14 protein-coding genes are annotated in these 22,049 nt (G+C 57.6%); 6 read left to right on the top strand and 8 right to left on the bottom strand.

The annotated features are described in order from the left end of the window. Positions 1-11 precede the first annotated feature (11 nt). From NCG89_RS12775 to grpE, 4 genes are all read right to left on the bottom strand, one after another. Complete coding sequence (locus NCG89_RS12775; protein ID WP_251086934.1) at positions 12-1,400, bottom strand: YihY/virulence factor BrkB family protein; 1,389 nt, start codon at positions 1,398-1,400, stop codon at positions 12-14. A gap of 102 nt (positions 1,401-1,502) precedes the next feature. Further along, positions 1,503-2,624: a molecular chaperone DnaJ gene (gene dnaJ, locus NCG89_RS12770; RefSeq protein WP_251086933.1), complete on the bottom strand. Its 1,122-nt coding sequence runs from the start codon at positions 2,622-2,624 to the stop codon at positions 1,503-1,505. 180 nt (positions 2,625-2,804) lie between these two features. Further along, positions 2,805-4,727, bottom strand: a complete 1,923-nt coding sequence (dnaK, locus tag NCG89_RS12765; RefSeq protein WP_251086932.1) for a molecular chaperone DnaK — start codon at positions 4,725-4,727, stop codon at positions 2,805-2,807. Between the two features lie 121 nt (positions 4,728-4,848). Further along, a complete protein-coding gene (gene grpE, locus NCG89_RS12760) occupies positions 4,849-5,412 on the bottom strand; it encodes a nucleotide exchange factor GrpE (RefSeq protein ID WP_251086931.1) in 564 nt (187 codons plus the stop codon). 184 nt (positions 5,413-5,596) lie between these two features. Here grpE and recN point away from each other — a divergent pair, with 184 nt between their 5' ends. Then, positions 5,597-7,264, top strand: coding sequence for a DNA repair protein RecN (recN, locus tag NCG89_RS12755; protein ID WP_251086930.1), 1,668 nt, complete (start codon positions 5,597-5,599; stop codon positions 7,262-7,264). Positions 7,265-7,424: 160 nt separating this feature from the next. Here the strand turns inward: recN and NCG89_RS12750 are convergent, their stop codons facing one another. The 3 genes from NCG89_RS12750 to ggpS all read right to left on the bottom strand — a co-directional run bounded on the left by NCG89_RS12750 (position 7,425) and on the right by ggpS (position 14,275). Then, complete coding sequence (locus tag NCG89_RS12750) at positions 7,425-10,679, bottom strand: thrombospondin type 3 repeat-containing protein (RefSeq protein ID WP_251086929.1); 3,255 nt, start codon at positions 10,677-10,679, stop codon at positions 7,425-7,427. Positions 10,680-10,706: 27 nt separating this feature from the next. Beyond that, complete coding sequence (locus NCG89_RS12745) at positions 10,707-11,753, bottom strand: OmpA family protein (protein ID WP_251086928.1); 1,047 nt, start codon at positions 11,751-11,753, stop codon at positions 10,707-10,709. A gap of 230 nt (positions 11,754-11,983) precedes the next feature. Next, a complete protein-coding gene (gene ggpS / locus NCG89_RS12740) occupies positions 11,984-14,275 on the bottom strand; it encodes a glucosylglycerol-phosphate synthase (protein WP_251086927.1) in 2,292 nt (763 codons plus the stop codon). Between the two features lie 926 nt (positions 14,276-15,201). Here ggpS and doeB2 point away from each other — a divergent pair. The 5 genes from doeB2 to NCG89_RS12715 all read left to right on the top strand — a co-directional run bounded on the left by doeB2 (position 15,202) and on the right by NCG89_RS12715 (position 20,855). After that, positions 15,202-16,350: a N(2)-acetyl-L-2,4-diaminobutanoate deacetylase DoeB2 gene (gene doeB2 / locus NCG89_RS12735; RefSeq protein ID WP_251086926.1), complete on the top strand. Its 1,149-nt coding sequence runs from the start codon at positions 15,202-15,204 to the stop codon at positions 16,348-16,350. Positions 16,351-16,422: 72 nt separating this feature from the next. Further along, positions 16,423-17,697 (top strand): aspartate aminotransferase family protein, encoded by a 1,275-nt coding sequence (locus NCG89_RS12730; protein WP_251086925.1) that lies wholly within the window; start codon positions 16,423-16,425, stop codon positions 17,695-17,697. Beyond that, positions 17,694-18,959, top strand: coding sequence for an ectoine hydrolase (doeA, locus tag NCG89_RS12725; protein ID WP_251086924.1), 1,266 nt, complete (start codon positions 17,694-17,696; stop codon positions 18,957-18,959). Before NCG89_RS12730 ends, doeA begins: the two co-directional genes overlap by 4 nt. Positions 18,960-18,968: 9 nt before the next feature. Next, entirely contained in the window at positions 18,969-20,330 is a 1,362-nt protein-coding gene (locus NCG89_RS12720; RefSeq protein ID WP_251086923.1) for an NAD-dependent succinate-semialdehyde dehydrogenase, read from the top strand. A gap of 60 nt (positions 20,331-20,390) precedes the next feature. Beyond that, a complete protein-coding gene (locus NCG89_RS12715) occupies positions 20,391-20,855 on the top strand; it encodes a thiol-disulfide oxidoreductase DCC family protein (protein WP_251086922.1) in 465 nt (154 codons plus the stop codon). On the opposite strand, the gene NCG89_RS12710 is transcribed toward NCG89_RS12715, so the two are convergent. Beyond that, complete coding sequence (locus NCG89_RS12710; RefSeq protein WP_251086921.1) at positions 20,852-21,871, bottom strand: transporter; 1,020 nt, start codon at positions 21,869-21,871, stop codon at positions 20,852-20,854. The genes NCG89_RS12715 and NCG89_RS12710 overlap by 4 nt on opposite strands. Positions 21,872-22,049 lie beyond the last annotated feature (178 nt).

The raw sequence follows: 22,049 nt of genomic DNA, 5'->3' as shown, positions 1-22,049 counted from the left end.
ACCGGCCGACCTCAATTGTCTGCTGCTGCCGGTTTTTGCGGTGCCTCGGCGACCAGCTTCGGTGTCAGACCATCTATTGCCATGTCTTTAATGGAGATCGCCGAGAGGCTCAGATCGAGCGCCTCTTCAATGGCATCGCCAACTTCCGCCACGCCATGCACCGGTCTTCGCGGCACCCGCAGCGCCACCGGCGGCATACCGCCGTCGTCGCGAACCACGTCCAACACCCGCTTGATAGAAGTATTCTCCAGCGGCACATTGGGCAGATAGCGTGGCGGCTCTTCACTGTTTTCGGTAATCAATCCCGCCGTTTGCAGGGCCCTTAACACCCGGGTAACTCCCTGAATCTGAACCCGCAGGCGCAGGACAAAGTCGGTGGCACTAAAGGGCCGGTGAGAGGCGTAATAACGCTGGGCAATAATGGCCATCACTTCAAGCGCCAAGCGTTCCTGCTGCCGCAGGCTCATATTGCCGGTGCGGCGACTGGGGACGACATATTCGGGATGTTGTACATAAAAAGCAATACTGCTGCCGACCAGCAGGGTCAACCAGCTGATGTACATCCAGATCATAAACAGAATCACGATGGCGAAACCGGAATATATCGCGTAAGGCCCGCTGTCACTGGCAGACACCACCACACTGCCAAAGCCCCAGCCCAAACTTTGAAACAGCACACCCGAAACCACACCGGCGACCAGACCCGATTTCAATTTCACCCGGGTGTTGGGAATAAACATGTAAAAGAAGGTGAATGCGCCGATAATCATCACGTAAGGCATCGCTGCCGTCACAAAGGCCAGCAGCTCAGCGACAAAGGGAATGTAATTACTCAGGCTTTGCGCCACATCACCGCTCAGCACCTTGGCGGAAAGACCCAGCGCTGAAAATACCAGCAGCGGGCCAATCAACATCACACTGCCGTAGTCCGCAAAGCGGCGACCAATGGAGCGATGCTGCTCCAGCCGCCAAATGTAATTAAACGTCGCTTCGATTTTCTGGATTAGTGAGATGGCCGTGTAAAACAACAGCGCAATACCAAAGGTGCCAAGGACGCCGATTTTTACATTGTCGATAAACCCGATAATCTGATCGGTGATCTCCACCCCCTTTTCTCCCAGGGGCGCAAGAAATTGCAGCAGAATCGGCTCCAGCTGCTTATTGTGCATACCGAAGGCTTTGAGCACCGAAAAGCTCACCGCCATCAGCGGCACGAGCGACAGCAAGGTGGTGTACACCAGGCTCATGGCACGCAGCGTCAACTCACCCTTGGCCAGATCATCCACGACCACGTAGAGATAACGCAGGGCGCTAAAGCATTGCCGGTGCCAGTAGGGTTTGCTTTCGTGCTCATCCCGCCAAAGGTAGTCGGCGAGGAAGCGGTTGAGGGTTTTATCCATGCCAAGCGCTCATCGGTGATTCAATGGGGCAAAGCATGGAGAAAAAAGTGAGGCAAGTCGAGGGGAAAGGCCGCAAAGCGCCTTTCCCCTGAGCAATTTCGCCTAGAGCTTCATATCGTCGAAGAAGGATTTCACACCATCGAACCAGCTCTTTTTACGCGGTGACTGCTTGTCGTCCCCTTCCAGGCTGGCTTGTAATTCCTGAATCAATTCCTTCTGCCGTTTGGTCAACGACACCGGTGTCTCGATGATCACCTTGCAAATCAGGTCACCAGTGCTGCCACCGCGAACCGGCGCAATGCCCTTGCCACGCAAGCGGAAGGAGCGACCTGTTTGGGTTTCGGCGGGAATCTTCAACTTCACCCGACCATCGAGAGTGGGTACATCAAGCTCACCACCGAGGGCGGCATCGGCAAAACTGATCGGCACTTCGCAGAACAGGTTCTTGCCGTCGCGCTGGAAGATGGGGTGCGGCCGCACCGACATCTGCACGTACAGATCCCCGGCCGGACCGCCATCGGGGCTGGCCTCACCCTCGCCACTCAGGCGGATGCGATCGCCAGTATCCACGCCAGGGGGAACCTTCACCGACAGAGTTTTGGTCTCTTCCTTACGACCCTGGCCACCACAGCTATTACAGGGGTCGGAAATAACCTTGCCCGAGCCGCGGCAGGTAGGACAGGTCTGCTGCACAGCAAAAAAGCCCTGCTGCATCCGAACCTGCCCCATACCATTACAGGTACCGCAGGTCAGCGGCGTGCTGCCTTTCTTGGCGCCGCTGCCATCACAGGTGTCACAGCTGACCAGGGTGGGGATACGAATCTTGGCCGTGGTGCCTTTAACCGCCTGCTCCAGGTCAATTTCCAGGGTGTAACGCAAATCCGAACCGCGCTGGGGCCCACGCTGACGACCGCCGCCACCGAAGATATCGCCAAAAACATCACCAAAGATATCGCTGAAGCCCGCGCCACCACCGCCGCCAAAGCCGCCGGCTCCTGCGCCCACACCTTCGTGACCAAAACGATCATAGGCCTCGCGCTTTTCCTTATCAGAAAGCACTTCGTAGGCTTCGGTGGCTTCTTTGAAGATATCAATAGCCTTGGGGTCATCCGGATTACGGTCGGGATGATTCTTCATCGCAATCCGGCGATAGGCCTTTTTGATTTCCTTCTCGTCGGAATCTCGGGAAACACCGAGGATTTCGTAATAATCTCGTTTTGACATGGGCTCGCTACACGCTTGACGGGAGACGGGAAACGCTCAAGGACGCAACCTGCTCACCGGTAAAAATCCGCTTTTCCAACATGCCAAACGGGAGAACGCAAAACACACTGACCTCGGCCTTTGCGTCTTCCGTCTCCCGTCTAGCGTCTTGCCAAGCGGGGCAATACCCCGCTCAAGGTCTTACTTCTTGTCGTCGTCTTTAACTTCTTCAAACTCCGCATCAACGACGTCATCGCCAGCTTCCTTGGCGCCACCCTCGGCCTGAGCACCTTCCGCCTGGGCTGCCTGTTCGGCATACATTTTTTGGGCCAAGCTGCCGGAAGCTTCGGTCAACTTCTTGGTCGCCGCTTCAATGGCGTCCACATCGTCACCTTTGATGGCCTCGTCCACTTCAGCCAGCGCCGCCTCAATAGCAGACTTCTCTTCCTCAGTCGCTTTGTCGCCCGCTTCCTCAAGGGTTTTGCGAGTGGCATTAGCCAGACCTTCGGCAGTATTGCGCGCCGTGACCAGAGCTTCGAACTTCTTATCCGCTTCCGCATTGGCTTCCGCGTCGCGAACCATCTTCTCAATTTCGGCCTCGTCCAGGCCGCTGGAAGCGGTGATGCGAATCGACTGCTCTTTGCCGGTGGCCTTGTCTTTGGCAGACACATGCAGGATACCGTTGGCGTCGATATCAAAGGTAACCTCAATTTGCGGCAGACCGCGGGGCGCCGGCGGAATATCGGCCAAATCGAAACGACCCAGCGACTTGTTGCCGGAAGCCTGCTTGCGCTCACCCTGCACCACATGGATGGTCACGGCGGTCTGGTTGTCTTCGGCGGTGGAGAACACCTGCGACTTTTTGGTCGGAATGGTGGTGTTCTTCTCGATCAGCGGAGTGGCCACACCGCCCATGGTTTCAATACCCAGGGTCAGCGGGGTCACGTCCAACAGCAGCACGTCTTTCACGTCGCCAGACAGCACCGCACCCTGCAGGGCCGCACCCATGGCTACCGCTTCGTCAGGGTTCACGTCTTTGCGCGCATCTTTGCCGAAGAATTCAGATACCTTGGCCTGCACCAGCGGCATCCGGGTCTGACCACCGACCAGAATCACTTCGTCAACTTCACTGGCAGACAGACCAGCGTCTTTCAGGGCGATCTTCATCGGCTCCAGCGAACGCTTGACCAGATCCTCAACCAAAGACTCCAGCTTGGCCCGGCTCAGCTTGACCACCAAGTGCTTGGGACCAGTGGCATCGGCAGTGATGTAGGGCAGGTTCACTTCAGTCTGCTGACTGGAAGACAGCTCAATCTTGGCCTTTTCAGCGGCTTCTTTCAGGCGCTGCACAGCCAGGGAATCGCCTTTCAGGTCGATACCGTTTTCTTTCTTGAACTCTTCCGCCAGGTAATCAATCAGGCGCATGTCGAAATCTTCACCGCCCAGGAAGGTGTCGCCGTTGGTGGACAACACTTCGAACTGGTGCTCACCGTCGACTTCAGCAATTTCGATGATGGAAATATCGAAGGTACCGCCACCGAGGTCATATACCGCCACGGTGCGATCACCCTTGGCCTTGTCCATACCATAGGCCAGGGCCGCCGCAGTGGGCTCGTTGATGATCCGCTTCACTTCCAGGCCCGCGATGCGACCGGCATCTTTGGTCGCCTGACGCTGGGAGTCATTGAAGTAGGCCGGCACGGTGATAACCGCTTCGGTGATTTTCTCACCCAAGTAGTCTTCCGCGGTCTTCTTCATTTTCTTCAGCACTTCGGCAGAAATTTGCGGGGGCGCCATTTTCTCGCCCTTTACTTCTACCCAAGCGTCGCCATTGTCGGCCTTGGTGATGCCGTAGGGCACCATTTTGATGTCTTTCTGTACCACGTCATCTTCAAAACGACGGCCGATCAAACGCTTGACCGCGTACAGGGTGTTTTTAGGGTTGGTCACTGCCTGGCGCTTGGCGCTCTGTCCGACCAGAATCTCGTTGTCATCGGTGTAGGCAACGATGGACGGTGTGGTGCGCGCACCTTCAGAATTCTCGATGACCTTGACCTTGTCGCCATCCATCACGGCGACACAGGAGTTGGTTGTCCCCAAGTCGATACCAATGATTTTTCCCATGTTTGTTCTCCGCTATCTCTCGCTGCCCGCACAGGGCATGAAACTGACTTGCTGTTAGATATTGGCCCGATGGCGAAAACTTCAAGACCTGCCGGGCCACCAATTCAAAAAAATGTCAAACTCAGGCGCCCTTGGCCACCACCACCATCGCCGCCCGCAGCAAGCGACCGTTCAAGGTGTAACCCTTCTGCATCACATCAATAACGGTGTTGGGCTCCACATTGGGGTTGGGCACCATCGCCATTGCCTCGTGAAACTCGGGGTTGAAGGGCTCACCAGTGGGATCAATCTGTTCGACATTATGGCGCGCCAGGGCATCCACCATGGCTTTCAGAGTCAACTCGACCCCTTCCAGCACCGGCTTGAGGGTGTCGTTTTCCCGGTCAGCCGAGGCCAGTGCACGGTCCAGGTTATCCACTACGGCCAACATGTCACCGGCGAACTTCTCCAGGGCAAACTTACGCGCGTTCTCGGCATCCTTCTCCGCCCGGCGCCGGGCGTTTTGGGCCTCTGCCGCCGCCCGCAAGGCCTGCTCTTTGGCATCGGCCGCTTCTTGGCGCGCCGCTTCCAGCTGCGCCTCCAGGCTGGGCTCTGCCTCAGCCGCCTCAGGGGTCTCTACCGGGGCCTCTTGAGACACCTCCTCGGGCGCCTCCTGGTTTTGAGTTTTGTCTTGCTCTTCAGCCACCTTTCGCTCTCCAATACAGGGCAAAAAACTGCGACCTTGCGTCGCGATGCAGGGGATATGGGGCTGCCCGGCGCGATTTCAAGGCACCCGAAAAGATTTTTGCCTGCCACGCTTGGGGGCTATTGTCGGACGCCCCAGAAATACTGTATAAATATACAGACAAAAATCTTTTCGCAGGCACCTTATGCTGACCCATTTGAGTATTAGCAACTACGCCATTACTGAAAGCCTCGAGATCGAGCTGGAGCGCGGAATGACCGTGCTCACCGGCGAAACCGGCGCAGGTAAATCCATCATGCTCGACGCCCTCGGCCTGACCCTCGGCGACCGGGCCGATAGCAGCATCGTTCGCCAGGGCGCGGATCGAGCGGATATTCACGCCACCTTCGACCTGTCCAGCATTGATCAGGCCAAGGCCTGGCTGTCAGAACGGGAGCTGCTGGATGGCGACGACTGCCTGCTGCGCCGAGTCATTACCAGTGAGGGTCGCTCCCGGGGGTTTATCAATGGCCAACCCGCCACCCTGCAAGACCTGAGGGAGCTGGGCGGCCTGTTAATTGACATCCACAGCCAACATGCCCACCAATCGTTATTGAAGAAGCCGTATCAGCGACAATTGCTGGACGCCTTTGCCCAGGCCAGTGACTTGGCAGAGCAAACGCATCAGCACTATCTGGATTATCAATCGCTGAACAAAACCCTTCAGCGGCTGGAGAGCCAACAGGCTGAGCAACATGCTCAGGAGCAATTATTGCGCTATCAGCTCGAGGAACTGGAACGGCTCAACCTGCAGCCGGGCGAAGTGGAAGAATTAGAGGCATTGCAGGGGCAGCTCGCTAACGCCGAGCAGATATTGAGCGCCAACCACCATAGCCTTGCCCTGTGCAAAGAGGGTGAGGTCAATGCCCTCGGGGTAATTCACCAGGCCCTGTCATCGCTGCAGAGCGGCGATTACCAGCACCCCAGCCAAAACAATGCGATTCAATTACTGGAAACCGCAAAGATCCAGATAGACGAAGCCGCCCGAGAATTGCAGCAGGTGATCGATGCAACCGAAGTCGACCCTGAGCGGCTGCAACAGGTGGAAGAGCGCCTCGACACCATTTATCAGACCGCCCGTAAACACCGAGTGGCACCCGAGGAGCTCCCTCGACTAATGGACGAATTTGCAGCGCAACTGGAGGGCCTCGACGCAACCGATGAAAAACTCGATCAGTTACGCACGCAGCGAAACCAGCTGTGGCAGTCCTATCGAACAGCGGCCGACAAGCTGAGCGAAAAGCGCCGGAAAGGTGCCGCTACCATGAAAAAAGAAGTTGAGAAGCAACTCGCCACGCTGGCCATGAAACACTGTAAAGTGGAGCTGGCCCTCAACCCACTAAGCAGTGAAGACGCTCATCCCTACGGCCAGGAAGAGGTGGAACTGCTGATCAGCACCAACCCCGGTGCACCATTGGGCGCGCTATCTAAAATTGCATCGGGCGGTGAATTATCGCGGATCAGCCTGGCTATCCAGGTTGTCACCGCCCAGGTTGCCGCCGTGCCTACGGTGGTCTTTGACGAGATTGACGTCGGTATTGGCGGCGCCACTGCAGAAATTGTTGGTCAACTGCTCAGCACCCTGGGCCAACGCAGCCAGGTGCTCTGTGTGACTCACCAAGCGCAGGTTGCCAGCCAGGGCGACCACCATATTCGCGTGCAGAAGGTCGGCGACAACAAGCAGCTTCGCACCGAGCTGACCTTCCTGACCCAGGAAGAAAAAATTGATGAAATTGCACGGATGCTGGGCGGCATTGCCATCACCGAAAACACCCTGGCCCACGCCAAAGAGATGCTGAGCACACGACACTAAGCACTCGACCTAACCACTCGACACAAGGGGAGAAGCCCCCATCTCCCTCCTCACCAAGCCGCCACCCCCCGAAGGCGGGGTTAAATAGGCAAACAACGACGATAAAAAAAGGGACGCCGCAGCGTCCCTTCTCTTTGTTGCATTGCCTGATTTGCAGGGCTTAGCCGCCGAGACCGCCGAGCAGACCCGGCAACAGCGTGGTCAGCTCATCCAGCGCCGCAGTCGGATTTTCTGGGTCGAGAATTTCCGCCAAGGCATCAAGACCAGCGTCACCACCACCCAGCGCATCAACCAGGTCGGTCACAATCGCGGTGGGATCTCCACCCAGACCCTCCAAAGTCTCCGTCAATGTCTCAAGGGCCGCTGTGGGGTCACCGCCACCGCCAATACCACCAAGCAGATCGGTAATGGCCTGAGCCGGATCATCACCCAATGCGGCCAGCAATTCCTCCAATGCGGCTTGCGGATCATCACCCACCAACTCGGTCAGACCGGCCAGCAACTCTTCGAGGCCAGCCTGAGGGTCGCCGCCACCCAGGCTATCAACCAATTCGGTTAATGCCGCCTGAGGGTCTTCACTCAGCGCCGCCAGCAGCTCTTCCAAGCCGAGACCGGTCGGGTCGCCGCCATCGAGCAGGTCCAGCAGGGTCTGCAGACCTGCTGCAGGATCATCACCGCCGAGCATATCAATCAGCTCGCCCAGCTGCTCAGGGAAGAGCTCCTCGAGCATGCCGAGGTCGCCGCCTTCTTCCAGGAATTCAGCCAGTGATGCCGGATCAAAGCCTTCACCCAGCAGGGACTCAAGCAGTTCAGGATCAATAGTAGCCGGATCCTCGGGTTCACTCGGGTCCACCATCACCCGCTCGGCACCAGTACAGGTGTCGTACACATAGACCGCTTCGTTGAGATCCACCGTCAGAATTTCGGCGTCGATCACCAGCTCTACCCGATCAAAATCCTGTTGGGTAATAAAGCCCAGCAGATATTTGGCATTGGAGGAGTAGTCTTCCAACGCAGGGAAGCTGAACGCACCGGGATCCAGGCTGGTGGCCGGGTCATTAGGATCAAAGGCCGGGAACAGACCGGTGAAGCCACCCAGACCGGAATTGCTCTGCACAATCCCCTGACCGAGCAAGGCAATCGCCGTGTTTTGACCCACACCGGCGCCACCATTTTGCACACCGTTGAGGTAGGTTTTTACGGTAAAGCGACGCGCCAGACTCAGATCCACAGTGCCGCCGGGCACGCTCACAATAAAGCCTACAACTTGACCACCGGCAATCGCCTCGGGGAAGTTGACCTGCAAGGTTTGCGAGCCGGTCACATTCAGGCCGCCATCACCGAGCAGCGCATCGAGCAGACCAACGTTATAGTTAATGATCGCGAAGGATTCGAGATCATTGTCTATCGCGTTATCAGGCGAGGTGACATCACAACCTTCCACCAGCGGATCGGTCAGCAGATCGGTCAGCGTACACACCAGCCCTGACTCGACAGTCGCCACCGTTGTGCCCATCGGCGCACCGGCTGTGCACTGGAAGTTTTGAGCAATGGCCGCCACATCACATGCATCACCGATGCCGTCGCCGTCAGAATCCAACTGGTCTGCGTTCGGCAGTGGGCAATTGTCGACTCCATCGTCTACGCCGTCGCCGTCAGAGTCTGCATCACATGCATCACCAATGCCGTCGCCGTCATAATCGGTTTGTGCAGTGTTTGCGACAGTGGGGCAGTTATCGACATCGTCAAGCACGTTATCAGCGTCGTTATCCGCCTCACACGCATCACCAACGCCATTCCCGCCGGCATCGGCCTGATCAAAGTTCGCTACCGTCGGACAGTTATCGCTACCGTCCAGAATGCCGTCGGCATCATCGTCGATATCACAGGCATCACCCTGGGTGTCGCCATTGGCCGCGCCCGCATCAGAGTTCACCTGATCGGTATTCGCCACCAGCGGACAGTTGTCAGTGTCGTCATTAACACCATCGTTGTCGGAATCGTCACAGGCGTCACCAATTCCATCACCATCAACGGTGTCTTCCTGACCCGGGTTGGCAACATTCGGACAGTTGTCGGAATTGTCACCAAACAGGTCGCCATCCGCGTCGTCCTGACAGGCATCTCCTTCACCATCACCATCGGTGTCAGTTTGGTCAGGGTTAACCACCAGCGGGCAGTTGTCCGCATCGTTCAGCTCGCCGTCACCATCAATATCCTGGTCACAGGCATCACCGACATCATCACCATCGATATCGCTTTGGTTGGTGTTGGCTGTTGACGGGCAGTTATCGAAGGGATCAAGCACCCCGTCATTATCGGAATCGTCACAGGCGTTACCCACACCATCGCCGTCGGTGTCAGCCTGGTCGGTGTTGGGAACGGTGGGACAATTATCAAAGCCGTTGTTCACGCCGTCATTATCGCGGTCTGCCTGGCAGGCATCGCCCACGTTGTCGCCATCAGAATCTGCCTGATTGGGATTCGCGGTGAATGGGCAGTTATCAGCACCATCGGCAACACCATCGGCATCATCATCGGTATCGCAGGCATCACCCAGACCGTCGCCATCGGTGTCACGCTGATCGGGGTTCGCTGTCAGCGGACAATTATCGACCGCATCAACCAGGCCATCGCTGTCACCGTCGTCACAGGCATTGCCCACGCCGTCATTATCCGCGTCTGCCTGATCGGCATTGGCAACAAATGGGCAGTTATCAGCGGTATCCGCTACGCCGTCACCATCGAAGTCAGTTTCACAGGCATCACCCACTCCATCACCATCGGTGTCGGTTTGCAGGGGGTTAGCGACATTTGGACAGTTATCAGAGGCATCCTCTGCGCCGTCGCCATCGTCATCGGCATCACAGGCGTTACCGAGGCCATCACCATCGGAGTCGGTCTGAGCAGCATTCTGCACTGAGGGACAGTTATCGACATTGTCGTTTACACCATCATCATCAGTGTCATCGCAAACATCGCCAATACCGTCGTTATCAAAGTCGGCTTGATTAGTGTTCGCCGCCAGCGGGCAATTGTCTGCTGTGTCGTCCACACCGTCGCCATCATCGTCGGTGTCACAGGCATTACCGGCGCCATCGCTATCAGTGTCAGCCTGATTGGCGTTCGCAACCGAGGGGCAATTGTCGATGTCGTCGGCAATCCCGTCGCTGTCCGCGTCTTCAAAGTCACACGCATCACCAACACCGTCGCTGTCGGAATCGGCTTGGCTCGAGTTGGCTACGCTCGGACAATTGTCCTCAGCATCCACCACACCATCGTTATCGGCATCCTGCGTTGTTGACGGATTACCGGAGCTACCACCCTTGTTGTCGTCAGCGGAATTACAGCCTGCCAGTTGCAGGCTGAGGGCGCTGCACACAAAAAGCGTGGCAATCAGCTTACTAAGTTGCATTTTATGCTCCTCGAAAAACAGCTTTTCTTATCTTGGAATCAAACGAAGTTCGACGCGGCGGTTTGCTTCGCGCCCTGTTGCAGTAGCATTACTCGCAATCGGCGAACTCTCACCGTAACCGCGGGCGATCAGACGACCGGCAGCAATACCGTTACTGATAAAGTAGGCACGCACAGATTCAGCGCGGCGCTGCGACAACTGACGATTATACTCAGCCGCACCAACATTGTCAGTATGACCGGCAATTTCGGCACTTAAATTTGGCTGACTGCGCAAAAACGCGAGCGCGGAAGACAGAATATTTCTGGCATTCAAGCTCAGCTCAGCAGAGTTGGTGTCAAAGGTCACGTTATCGATGCTGATGGTCTGGCGTTCAATAATGCAGCCACGGGCATCCACGCGCGCGCCCGGCAGCGTGTTAGGGCAGTCATCCCGGTCATCATCTACGCCATCACCGTCGCTATCGACTCGGCGCACCGGCACATCCCGGTACACCACTTTTTCAACCACTGTCTGACGCGGTGCAGGACGACTCTCCCCACCGAGCGCAACCTCCAGACCAACGGCACCGCGAACATCATTCATGCCATCAAGATAATCGTCGTGAACGTAGCGCACTTCTGCACGATAGCGGAGCCATTTGAGATTGAACAAACGCCCGACAAAACCCACGCCGGCGTTCACATAGAAGGAATCTTCATCGAGAGAATCAGGCACCACATCATTGCTGACGCCGCCGATGCCACCAAGAATAAAGGGGGTGAACTGCTCCCGGTCACCAAAGCTGTAGTGCAGATCGAGACCACCACCGCGCTGGTAATAGTCGCTGCCCTGGTTTTCGCCGGTTTCAAATACGTTGTCGAAGTAGATGCCTTCAACGTACAGGGCATCAGTGAGCGGGTAGCCGATCCCGATTTGCCAGCCATTATTGGTGGAATCGGTATCTCGGGCAGAGTCAACCTTGGTCAAACTCCCCATAACGAAAAGGTGGGGGCGAGCCTGGTCTGCTGCCGATGCGAATGACGCCCACACGAGCGTCATGGCCGCAATGGCCAAAACGATAAATGCCCTCATTATGTACCCCGTCTTTAAGCTATGGATTTATTGTATCGATGGCGCTCTTTTGGCTCCTACCGATGCATCCTGCAACTTGGCATTCCAGCTTTTTCGAGCTCTATGTCTCGATTGCCACCCCATATACCATAGCGGGATACTAGCCCAATCCTCACTGGCACTCAACTAGACCGGTGAGCAATTGGGCGCAAGACTTGGTACTTACGTCATAATCTGAGCACTGCTACGCATCACGCAACATGAGTGAGTTGTTCTTGCTTGCTAAGATTCAGCTCGCGACACGCCTCGACCGCCTCCATAAATTCATCACCCCAATACTGAATATCGTAGTGACTGACCACATCGAAGGCTTCTTTCAATCGGCTGCGCGCCTCAGCCCGGCTCATATTTAGCGCCAGATAACAGGTGGCCGCTAACTCAGCAGGGTCGTGAGGGTTTGCCAATACAGCCCCCCGCAACTCCGCCGCCGCGCCGGCAAACTCGGATAACACCAAAACGCCACTGCCATCAGAAAGCCCCTGGGTGGCAATGAATTCTTTGGCAACCAGATTGAGACCATCGCGCAACGGCGTAATCCACATCACATCTGCCATGGCGTAATAAGCAACCAGCTGGTTAAAGGGAAAGCTGCGGAAGAAAAACTGCAAAGGCGTCCATCCCACTTTGGCAAAGCGGCCGTTGATCCGCCCAACGGCCTGCTCTATTTGCAATTGCAATTTGCGATAGACCGTCATTTCCTGGGCGGCCGGCACACACACCGTGATGAGGGTGACCTTCTCATGCAACTCGGGATGGGTGTCTAACAGGGTTTCAAATGCTTGCAGTTTTTCCAGAATGCCTTTGGTGTAATCCAGCCGCTCTACCGACAGCACCAGACGCATGCCATTGAGCTCGTTGCGCAGTCGCGCCATAAGCTGCTGGATATCCGTGTCAGCCAGTGCGGTTTCAACGCGGCTTATGTCGAGACCTACCGGATGGGCACCCAAGCCAATCCGCCGGCCATTGGCCAACACGGTGGTGGTCATCTCCTCCAGACCCACCGCGCACCCATAGGTGTAAAAACGCGGCGCACAGCCCTTGCGCTCAACCACCTCAAGCGGCATCACCCCACGGGCAACATCAACAAAGTTTTCCGCCTGCCGGGGAATATGAAAGCCGATGTAGTCGCACTGCATCAGGCTGCCGATAATATCGCGCCGCCAGGGAAGCACATTGAACACGTCCGCCGACGGAAAATACGTGTGGTGGAAAAAGGCGATGGTGACGTCAGGCCGTAATTCACGCAAAAATGCCGGCACCATCCACAGGTTGTAATCATGAATCCACACCACCGCATTGGCGGCGGCTTCGGCAGCGGCGCGCTCGGCAAACAAGCGGTTGACCTTGAGAAACACCTGCCAATGATCGTCGCGGAAACTGGCCCGCTCCCAAAAGGTATGCAGCGTTGGCCAGAAGGCCTCTTTGGAGAACTTCTTGTAAAACACATCGACATCTTTTTTGCTGAGCGGCACCCGGGAAGCAACCAGCTTGGGATACCGCTCGGCATCGACCTCCGTATGGGTTTCAAAGGCCCCCTGTTTGCTATCGTGCACCGACCAGGCCACCCAGGAGCCCGCCTTGCCATCACCAAAGAAGCTCAACAAGGTCGGGATAATTCCATTCGGTGATGCGGGTCGGCGGCGGATCAGCGCGCCGTCCTCAACCACTTCTTCATAAGGAAGCCGGTGATACACCATCACCAAATCAGCGCTGCCAGGCTCCAGCAGGTCTCGCGCTTCCGCATCAAGACCCGCCCGGCCTAAAAAACCAAAATGACTAATCGCCTCCAGAATCCCGCCACAGCCACTGCGCTCAGCATGAAATACCCGAGCGTCATTTCGGGTTGCCTCGAGTAGACCGGGTTCAGACTCGCCCACGCATACGCCAACGAATTCCTGCTGGTACATGGACAGGTCATTGAGGGTATCCCCGGCAACCAGCACATCCTCCTTGGCAATTCCCAGATGGGCTACCAACGCCGTCAGAGTGGAACCCTTGTTAACGCCCTTTGGCAGCACATCCAGGTACCAGCTCGCGGAATACAGCAGGTCGCAATCCAGCGCCGCGACGGCCTCCTCCAGCGGCTTGCGTACCGCCTCTACCGCCTCAGGCTTACAAAAATAAGAGCATCGACGTTCCTGGGGTACATCCTGGCGCTCCAGCCCATCCACGCCATCCAGGGCAGTTTCCAACGCCGCTTCCACGGCGTGCTCGCCAGGCCAACGCTTATCAATGGCCGCCTGCAGTGGCTGGATGGGCTGCTGGGTGTGTCCATCCACCACTGTGCAACCCACATCGCAAATAATGTAATCGGGCTGGGGAATGGTTGGGTCGGCCAGCAAGGGCAGTACTGACTCAAGACCGCGACCGGTAACGAAGGCCAGTTCTATTTCAGGGTGAGCCGCAATAATCTGATACAGGCGAAGGCGACTTTCGCTATCGCCGCCAAGAAACGTACCATCGAGATCTGTTGCTAACAGCATGCTATTTCTCCGTGGGTTTGCTCAGGCGTTGGGGCATCCCCCAAGCCGAAGCCTGACGTCTGGTCCACGGACCGATCTGAAACGGAGTATTAGCCACCGTTGAGCGGGCAATACTCCAGCGCTGTCGCGCGATGCATTCCTCTGTTTGCCTGACCAGTGTCAAGCCAGCCTGATCCGAAGACCTTTAAAAACCTGCGAGGCGCAAAGCTCATTTCGCCTTGCAACATAAAAATACTTAAAAACCATCAAGTTAACATGCAGATTCCATGCCGGAGGTCCTCATCCCCCCGCCCCTCGGGCCTTGGTGACCATTGTCCCAGAGGCGCTGTCATCCCAGCGCGCAACGACAGCGGCAAGCGCACCAACATGGCGCACCCGCAGTAACCAACAGAAAAATAATGAAACTTTTTAGCGACATCAAGCCCCAAATCTCTGGAGCCAGACGTGACACCATGCGCCGCCCCACACCGCTAACGATCAGAAAAAGCGGCAACTGGAACAGGTTTTGCCTGTCCTTAATTTGAGAAAAATCAAATGGCGCTTTTACAAGGACAATGAGGCGGACGAGTTTTGGCGAGCAAGGTGGCCAATGAGCGATACACTTGGCAGAATCCTGAGGTGTTGCTAACGCCGCGATGGGGTCTAGTATTGGACAAGCGAGGTGGTATCAAAGCGCACCGAGCCAACGCTTGCAAACCGGTAAGTTTTACGGCGGAAATGGGAAGACTAAAAATAGCCCGCAGCGGTTTCACCCAAAAAATTCCACCTGAAATAAAGGCTTCGCCCAAAGCGTTGGGCGACACACTGGAGCAAAACGCGACCATTTCTAGTCTACTATTACAAACACGACTCGGCTTATGGTGATACCCGTTTTTAGTCGTCGTTACTCGTAAGGGAGGATCATGTCCCCAGCTTGGAAAGACATCATGGCAACAGCGCAGGCATTTCGTCGGGACCTGCACCGTTACCCTGAGCTCGGTTGGCAAGAAAATCGCACCGCCGACGTCATTCGTCGGTCACTTAGCGAGCTGAACATTCCTTGGCGACCCTGCGCCAACACCGGCACTGTCGCCACCCTGAACCCTCACAGCGCGGGACACCACATTGCCCTCCGTGGTGATATGGATGCCCTTCCTATCGCCGAGCAGTCCGGCAAAGAATGGCACTCGGTGGTGGATGGCTGCATGCACGCCTGCGGCCACGACGGCCACAGCGCCACCTTAATGGCAACCGCTCACTGGCTAAAGCACCATGAGAACAGCCTTGCCGGCCCGGTGAGCCTGATTTTTCAGCCCGCCGAAGAAGGCGGCCACGGCGCCCGGGAAATGATTGCCGATGGCGCTCTTGAAGGGGTTGATGAGATATTCGGCTGGCACAACTGGCCAGCCATTCCCTTTGGCAAAATAGCCTGCCCCGACGGCATTATTATGAGCGGCAACGGCACCTTCCGCCTGATCGTTACCGGCAGAGGCGGGCACGCAAGCCAACCAGAGCTGTGCCGGGACCCAATCCTTGCCGCCAGCGCCATCACCCTGAATTTGCAACAGATCATTGCCCGCCGGCTGCCGCCCCAGCGCGCCGCGGTGGTCAGCGTCACCTCCATCGACGCCCCCAGTGGCGCCACCATCATTCCCCAAAAGGCCATCATTGGCGGAAGCATCCGGGTGCCAGACCAGGCCACCCGCGACCAGATCAACCAGTTAATAACAGAAATCAGCACGAGCACCGCTGCCAGCTATGGCGTGCAATGCGAAGTGGAGATTACCCCCCGCTACCACGCCACCATCAATCATGCCAGCCAGGCGCAACGACTGCGTCAGTGCTGGCAAGCCGACTTTGGCACCACCGCAATTGAAACTGAGTTGCCGGTGCCAATCATGGCGTCAGAGGATTTCAGCTACTACCTTAGAGAAATCCCCGGCGCATTCGCCCTGGTTGGGGCCGGCGAGAAAGGCGAACAGGCCTACCCTTGCCACAGCCCCCACTACGACTTTAACGACAACCTCATACCCCTGGTTACACAACTCTACGCGCGCCTAGTTGGCGCAACGTTACCTGAATCGTCGGCGGCCTGATTCAAGGGTCGTCCCCGGGCGCAGCCTCACCGCGCCAACCGCCATCCGGCGGCTGCCTTAACAGGAGGAAGCATGAGCATTTTTGAACAACGCGAATCGGATATCCGGGCCTACTGCCGGGTCTACCCTGTGGTGTTTGACAAGGCTGAGAATGCCCGACAGACCGACGAACACGGCAAGGAATACATCGACTTTTTCGCCGGTGCCGGGGTCCTCAATTTCGGCCACAACAACCCGAAAATGAAGCGCGCTGTGATCGACTACATCGAGAGCAACGGCGTCACCCACAGCCTCGATATGCACACCACGGCCAAGCGCCGGTTTATGGAGCGGTTCACGACCACCATCCTTGAGCCACGCAACATGCCCCATAAAATGCAGTTTATGGGGCCTACCGGCACCAACGCGGTGGAGGCCGCCCTGAAAATCGCCCGGCGGGCAACGGGCCGCCGCGAGATTGTCGCCTTCACCAGGGGCTTTCACGGCATGACCCTGGGCGCACTGGCTTGCACCGCCAACCAGGTCTTCAGAGGCGCTGCAGGAATCCCCCTTGAGCACGTCAGCCACCAGCCCTTCGGCTGCGAGCCCAAGTGTGGTGACTGTAGCCTTGGCTGCGGCATTGCCAACCTCGACGCCCTGAGAGCCCAGTACCAGGACGGCTCGAGCGGCCTCACCCCACCGGCAGCCTTTCTGGTTGAGCCGATTCAGGCCGAGGGCGGCGTCAACGTAGCCGACCCCAAATGGCTGGCGGCATTACAACAACTCGCCCGGGATATCGGCGCCCTGGTCATCTTCGACGAGATTCAGGTCGGCTGTGGCCGCACCGGTTCCTATTTCAGCTTCGACGGCATGGGCCTCGACCCCGACATCATCTGCCTGGCCAAGGGCATTGGCGGCATGGGCACCCCCATGGCCATGAACCTGGTCAAGCCCGAGATCGACAAACACTGGAATCCAGGCGAGCACACCGGCACGTTCCGGGGACAGTGCCTGTCCTTCGTCGCAGGCGGCGAAGCCCTGGGCTATTTCGAAGACGACAACCTGATGAAAGAGGTGGCCGAAAAAGCCGCCACCATGCGCGGCGCCGTGGACGATCTCGCCCAGCGCTACGACGCCGTGGAAGTTCGCGGCAAAGGCATGATCCTCGGCGTCGACGTGGGCAATGGCGCCAACGCCAAAGCCATTGTCGAGAAGTGCTTCGAGCAGGGCTTGCTGGTATCTGCCTGCGGTTCGGGCGGCCGTGTGATCAAACTGATTCCACCGCTGACCATCCCCGATGACGACCTCAAAACCGGTCTGGATATCCTGGTCCAGAATACCGCCCAGGTAATGGAGGCCGCCGCATGAAACAGCGCGACGATATGACCTTTCCAATCGAAGAGTATCAACGGCGGCTCAGTGGTTTGCGCCAGCGTATCGCCCAACGGCATCTCGATGCGGTGGTCATCACCGACCCCGAGAACATCATGTACCTGACCGACTACCAGACTACCGGCTATTCGTTCTTCCAGGCGCTGGTGGTTCCCGTCGATGACGACCCCTTCATGATCACCCGGGCGATGGAAGAGTCAAACATCCACGCCCGTACCTGGGTAGAGCGTACCCGCCCCTACCCAGACACCGGCGATGCGATCCAAATGCTGGTGGATGCCCTGCGCGAGTTTGGGCTGGACAAAAAGCGCATTGGATACGAGCGCAACAGTTATTTCTTCCCGGCGTATCAGCAGGACCGGATTCACACCACCCTGACCGATGCCAAATTGCTGGACTGTTTTGGCATTGTAGAACAGGGCCGGATATGTAAATCCCCGGTGGAAATCGAGTTGATGTACCGCGCCGCAGCGGCGACCGAGGCGGGCATGAAGGCCGGCATCGAAGCCTGTCAGGCCGGCGTGACCGAGAACGAAATTGGCGCCGCAATCAGCGCTGGCATGTTCAATGCGGGCGGAGAGCCGCCGGCAGTAATGCCCTACGTAACCTCCGGTCCCCGTTCGATGATCGGCCACGCTACCTGGGAAGGTCGCACGGTGCAGCCAGGCGAGCACGTCTTCCTGGAAGTGGGCGGCTGCTACCGGCGCTATCACACCGCCATGATGCGCACCATCGTTAACGGCACACTGACCGATTCCATGTACAAGGCCCAGGAGAAAATGAAGCACGCCCTGGATGCCGTGCACGAGAACTTCCAGCCGGGAATGACGGTTTCTGACGCTGACAATATGGTGCGAAATATTATTTCCGACAATGACGTTGGCGCCCGCCTCATTACCCGTTCGGGTTACTCCATTGGTATCGCCTTTCCCCCCAGTTGGGACGAGGGCTACATTGTCAGCCTGAAGCAAGGCGAATCGGTGGTGCTGGAGGAAGGCATGACCTTCCACATTATTCCGTGGATGTGGGGTGTGGATGGTGACAAAACCGTGGGCATCTCCGACACCATTTATATCACCGACGAGGGCTGCAAATCCTTTTTCTCGATGGACCGGGATTTCACGGTAAAGCCCTGCAAAGAAAGTGCAAAGCCCATCCCCCTGGACGAGGCCAGGGCCAAGGAAAAAAGCGCCGACAAGGCAAAAGAAAATGGCGTGAGTAAATCCACTCAGGCGTAGGAGGTCAAAATGTTAGTTGCACGCAATCCCTACACCGGCAATATTGTCGAAGAGTACCCAGCCCTCACCACCGAGCAATTTCACCAGCGGATCGGCGATGCATACCGCGCCTTTGACGGCTGGCAAGCGCTGACGTTTAGTGAGCGCGGCGCCGTCCTCAAGGCCGTGGCCGCAGAGCTGCGCGCCGACAAGGTTCGACTCGCCGAAACCATGGCGGTAGAGATGGGCAAGCCCGTAAAAGAGGGCGGCCCGGAAGTAGAAAAGGCAGCGTTCTGCGCGGAATACTACGCAGATAACGCCGAGGCGTTTCTCCAGCGAGAGGAACTCGCCTCCGATGCCTCTCTCAGTTACGTCTGTTACCAGCCGCTGGGCACATTACTCGGCATCCTGCCCTGGAACGCCCCCGCCTGGCTGGCGTTTCGCTACCTCGCCCCCGCGCTAATGGCGGGCAACACCTGTGTAATGAAACACGACCCCAATGTACCGGGCTCCGCCCGCCTGATTGCAGAGGCCTTCGTCCGCGCCGGCGCGCCAGAGAATATTGTGGTCAACCTGCCCATCGAGACCCCACAGGTGGAAGAGGCCATTCGCGATCCGCGCATCGCTGCCGTGTCCTTCACGGGCTCGGCGGTTGCCGGTGCCAAGGTGGCCGCCGTCGCGGGCTCCGAGATCAAGCGCACCGTGCTGGAGCTGGGCGGCTCCGACCCCTGTATTGTGATGGCGGATGCCGACCTCGATGCCGCAGCAGACGTGGCGGTGCTATCGCGCATTATCAACGCGGGGCAATCCTGTATTGCCGCTAAACGCATCATCATTGAAGAGCGCATCTACGAGGATTTCTGCCAGCGGCTGCAGTCCCGGTTGGAAAAGCTCAAACTGGGCGACCCTCTGGAAATGACCACTGACATTGGCCCCATCGCCAGAGCCGACCTGCGCGACAACTTGCATCGCCAGGTTAGCGAGACAGTGGCCGCGGGCGCCCAATGCCGCCAGGGTGGCAACATGCCCGAGGGTCCCGGCTTCTTTTATCCGGTCACCCTGCTCACCGAGGTCAAGGAACACATGTGCGCCTTCAAGGAGGAAACCTTCGGCCCGGTGATGTGCGCCATCAGCGCCAGCGATATCGAAGAAGCTGTGCAGTTGGCTAACGAAACCCCCTACGGCCTGGGTGCAGCCATTTGGACGGGCAATGCCGAACTCGCCCGCCAGGTAGCCGACCGGCTGGAGGCTGGCCAAGTCGCGGTGAACGGAATCGTAAAAACCGACCCTCGTCTGCCCAGTGGCGGCATCAAGCGCTCGGGCTATGGCCGGGAGCTCGGTCCCCACGGTATTCGCGAGTTTGTGAACGCCAAGCAGATCTGGATTAAATAACCCGCCGGTGACGATGGTAGCAACTCGGCCCAGGCCGCCGATGGTGCTACCATCGTCACCATGATCGCTAGCTCCCCTCCGCATATTTCCCCAGACGATCAGGTGCTGTTATTCGACGGTGTCTGCGCCCTATGTCGCGGCTGGGGACGGTTTATCATTCGGACCGACAAGCATTGCCGCATTCGGCTGTGCAGTGTGCAGTCTGATGCAGGCCAGGACCTGCTGCGCCACTTCGATTTACCCACTGACCAATTCGATACTCTGGTGTTTATCCGCAAGGGCCAACCCTTGCTGCGCAGCCGGGCCGTGCTCGCGGTACTGACCGAACTTGGCTGGCCCTGGAAGCTGGCCGGGGTGTTTCGCCTCATACCGGTCGGGTTGTCAGACTGGCTATACACTCGCCTCGCCCGCAACCGCTACCGGCTATTTGGCATGCTTAACGGCGGCGTGTACGACCAATGTCTGTTGCCAACCAGCCGCCACAGCCAACGTTTTGTCACCGCAGAACAAGCTACCGAAGGTTAAAAGGCGTATTGCCAGCCAAGCGTTAGCGTCGACTCCGCCTCCATTTGCGGACCATCAAGACGCTGGTACACCGGCTGACTGTATTCCAGGGCCAGGCGATGCCCTTTTAGCGCTCCCTTCTCAAACAGGTAATTCAGCCCCACCGACAAATCCCCACGCTGACCACCGTAGGCATTGGGGTCGGCCGTTGGCACCATCATCGGATTCAGATCGGCCCGCGCGCCATCAATTTCGTTCCAGTATTGATACTGCAGCCCCAGCGATACACTCAACGCGTGGCTCAGGCTGCGCGCCATCCAACCGGTCACGCCATAGCGGTTGCCCAACTGGTAGTCATTGTCGTTCTCACCGGTGGGCAAGGTCGCACGCGCTTGCAGGCCCCAACTGTAGTGATTGTCAAAGCCCCGATATGTCACCCCGGGCATCAAATCCACGCTGCCCGACCCCAGCTGCATCGAGTAAGGTAATTTGGCATTGGCCATCGCCGGTGTATCGTCCCGCTCGTCGATGGACCCCGTGGGCACACTGAGCCCCAGATTCAGATGCACTTTATGGCCGCCATCCGGCGACTGATAAACATTGACCAGACCACTGATCTTCACATCGCCCACCCCCTCGGTCTCGGTGGTGAACGCCGCGCCCATCCTGGTAACGTGATCCATCTCGGTGGACACCCAGGGCAGCATCACCATCAGGGTCAGATCGTCGCTGGGCGCGTACATGGCCCCTAACATATGCATGGTCATGGTCATTTTTTCAGGAGCGACCATGTATTTGCCCGGCGCCATCATGGTGCCCGTGATTTGCCGGGTAGAAATGCCGTCACTGCCGTCCAGATTGCCGTCCATGTTCATCTGCATGTACCGATAGGAAAGCATCCACTCACCCTGCTTGTGGGTATGATCGCCCATCACCGAAATGGGGGCGTGGGAACTGGCGCCGCTGGCAGTGGCAGGCCCCCCATGAGCCAACGCCAGACCGGGCACCAGGGCGAGACCTGCAAGCAGAATTTTCATGGATGACCTCGTTACTATCGCTATTTCAGTGGCCAGGAGCCACATCAATGCAGCGCCCGAAATCAGTCGACCACCCTAACAGCGACGCTTGGTGAAAGGATGTGACAAATTGTCGCGCTGCACCGGTGCACGACTCCACTCCCCACCGGCTATGGGTTACCATCCGCTGCACTAGCTA

The organism is Spongiibacter taiwanensis (genome assembly GCF_023702635.1).
GTDB lineage: Bacteria > Pseudomonadota > Gammaproteobacteria > Pseudomonadales > Spongiibacteraceae > Spongiibacter > Spongiibacter taiwanensis.
This window is presented reverse-complemented; position numbering and strand designations above follow the sequence as displayed.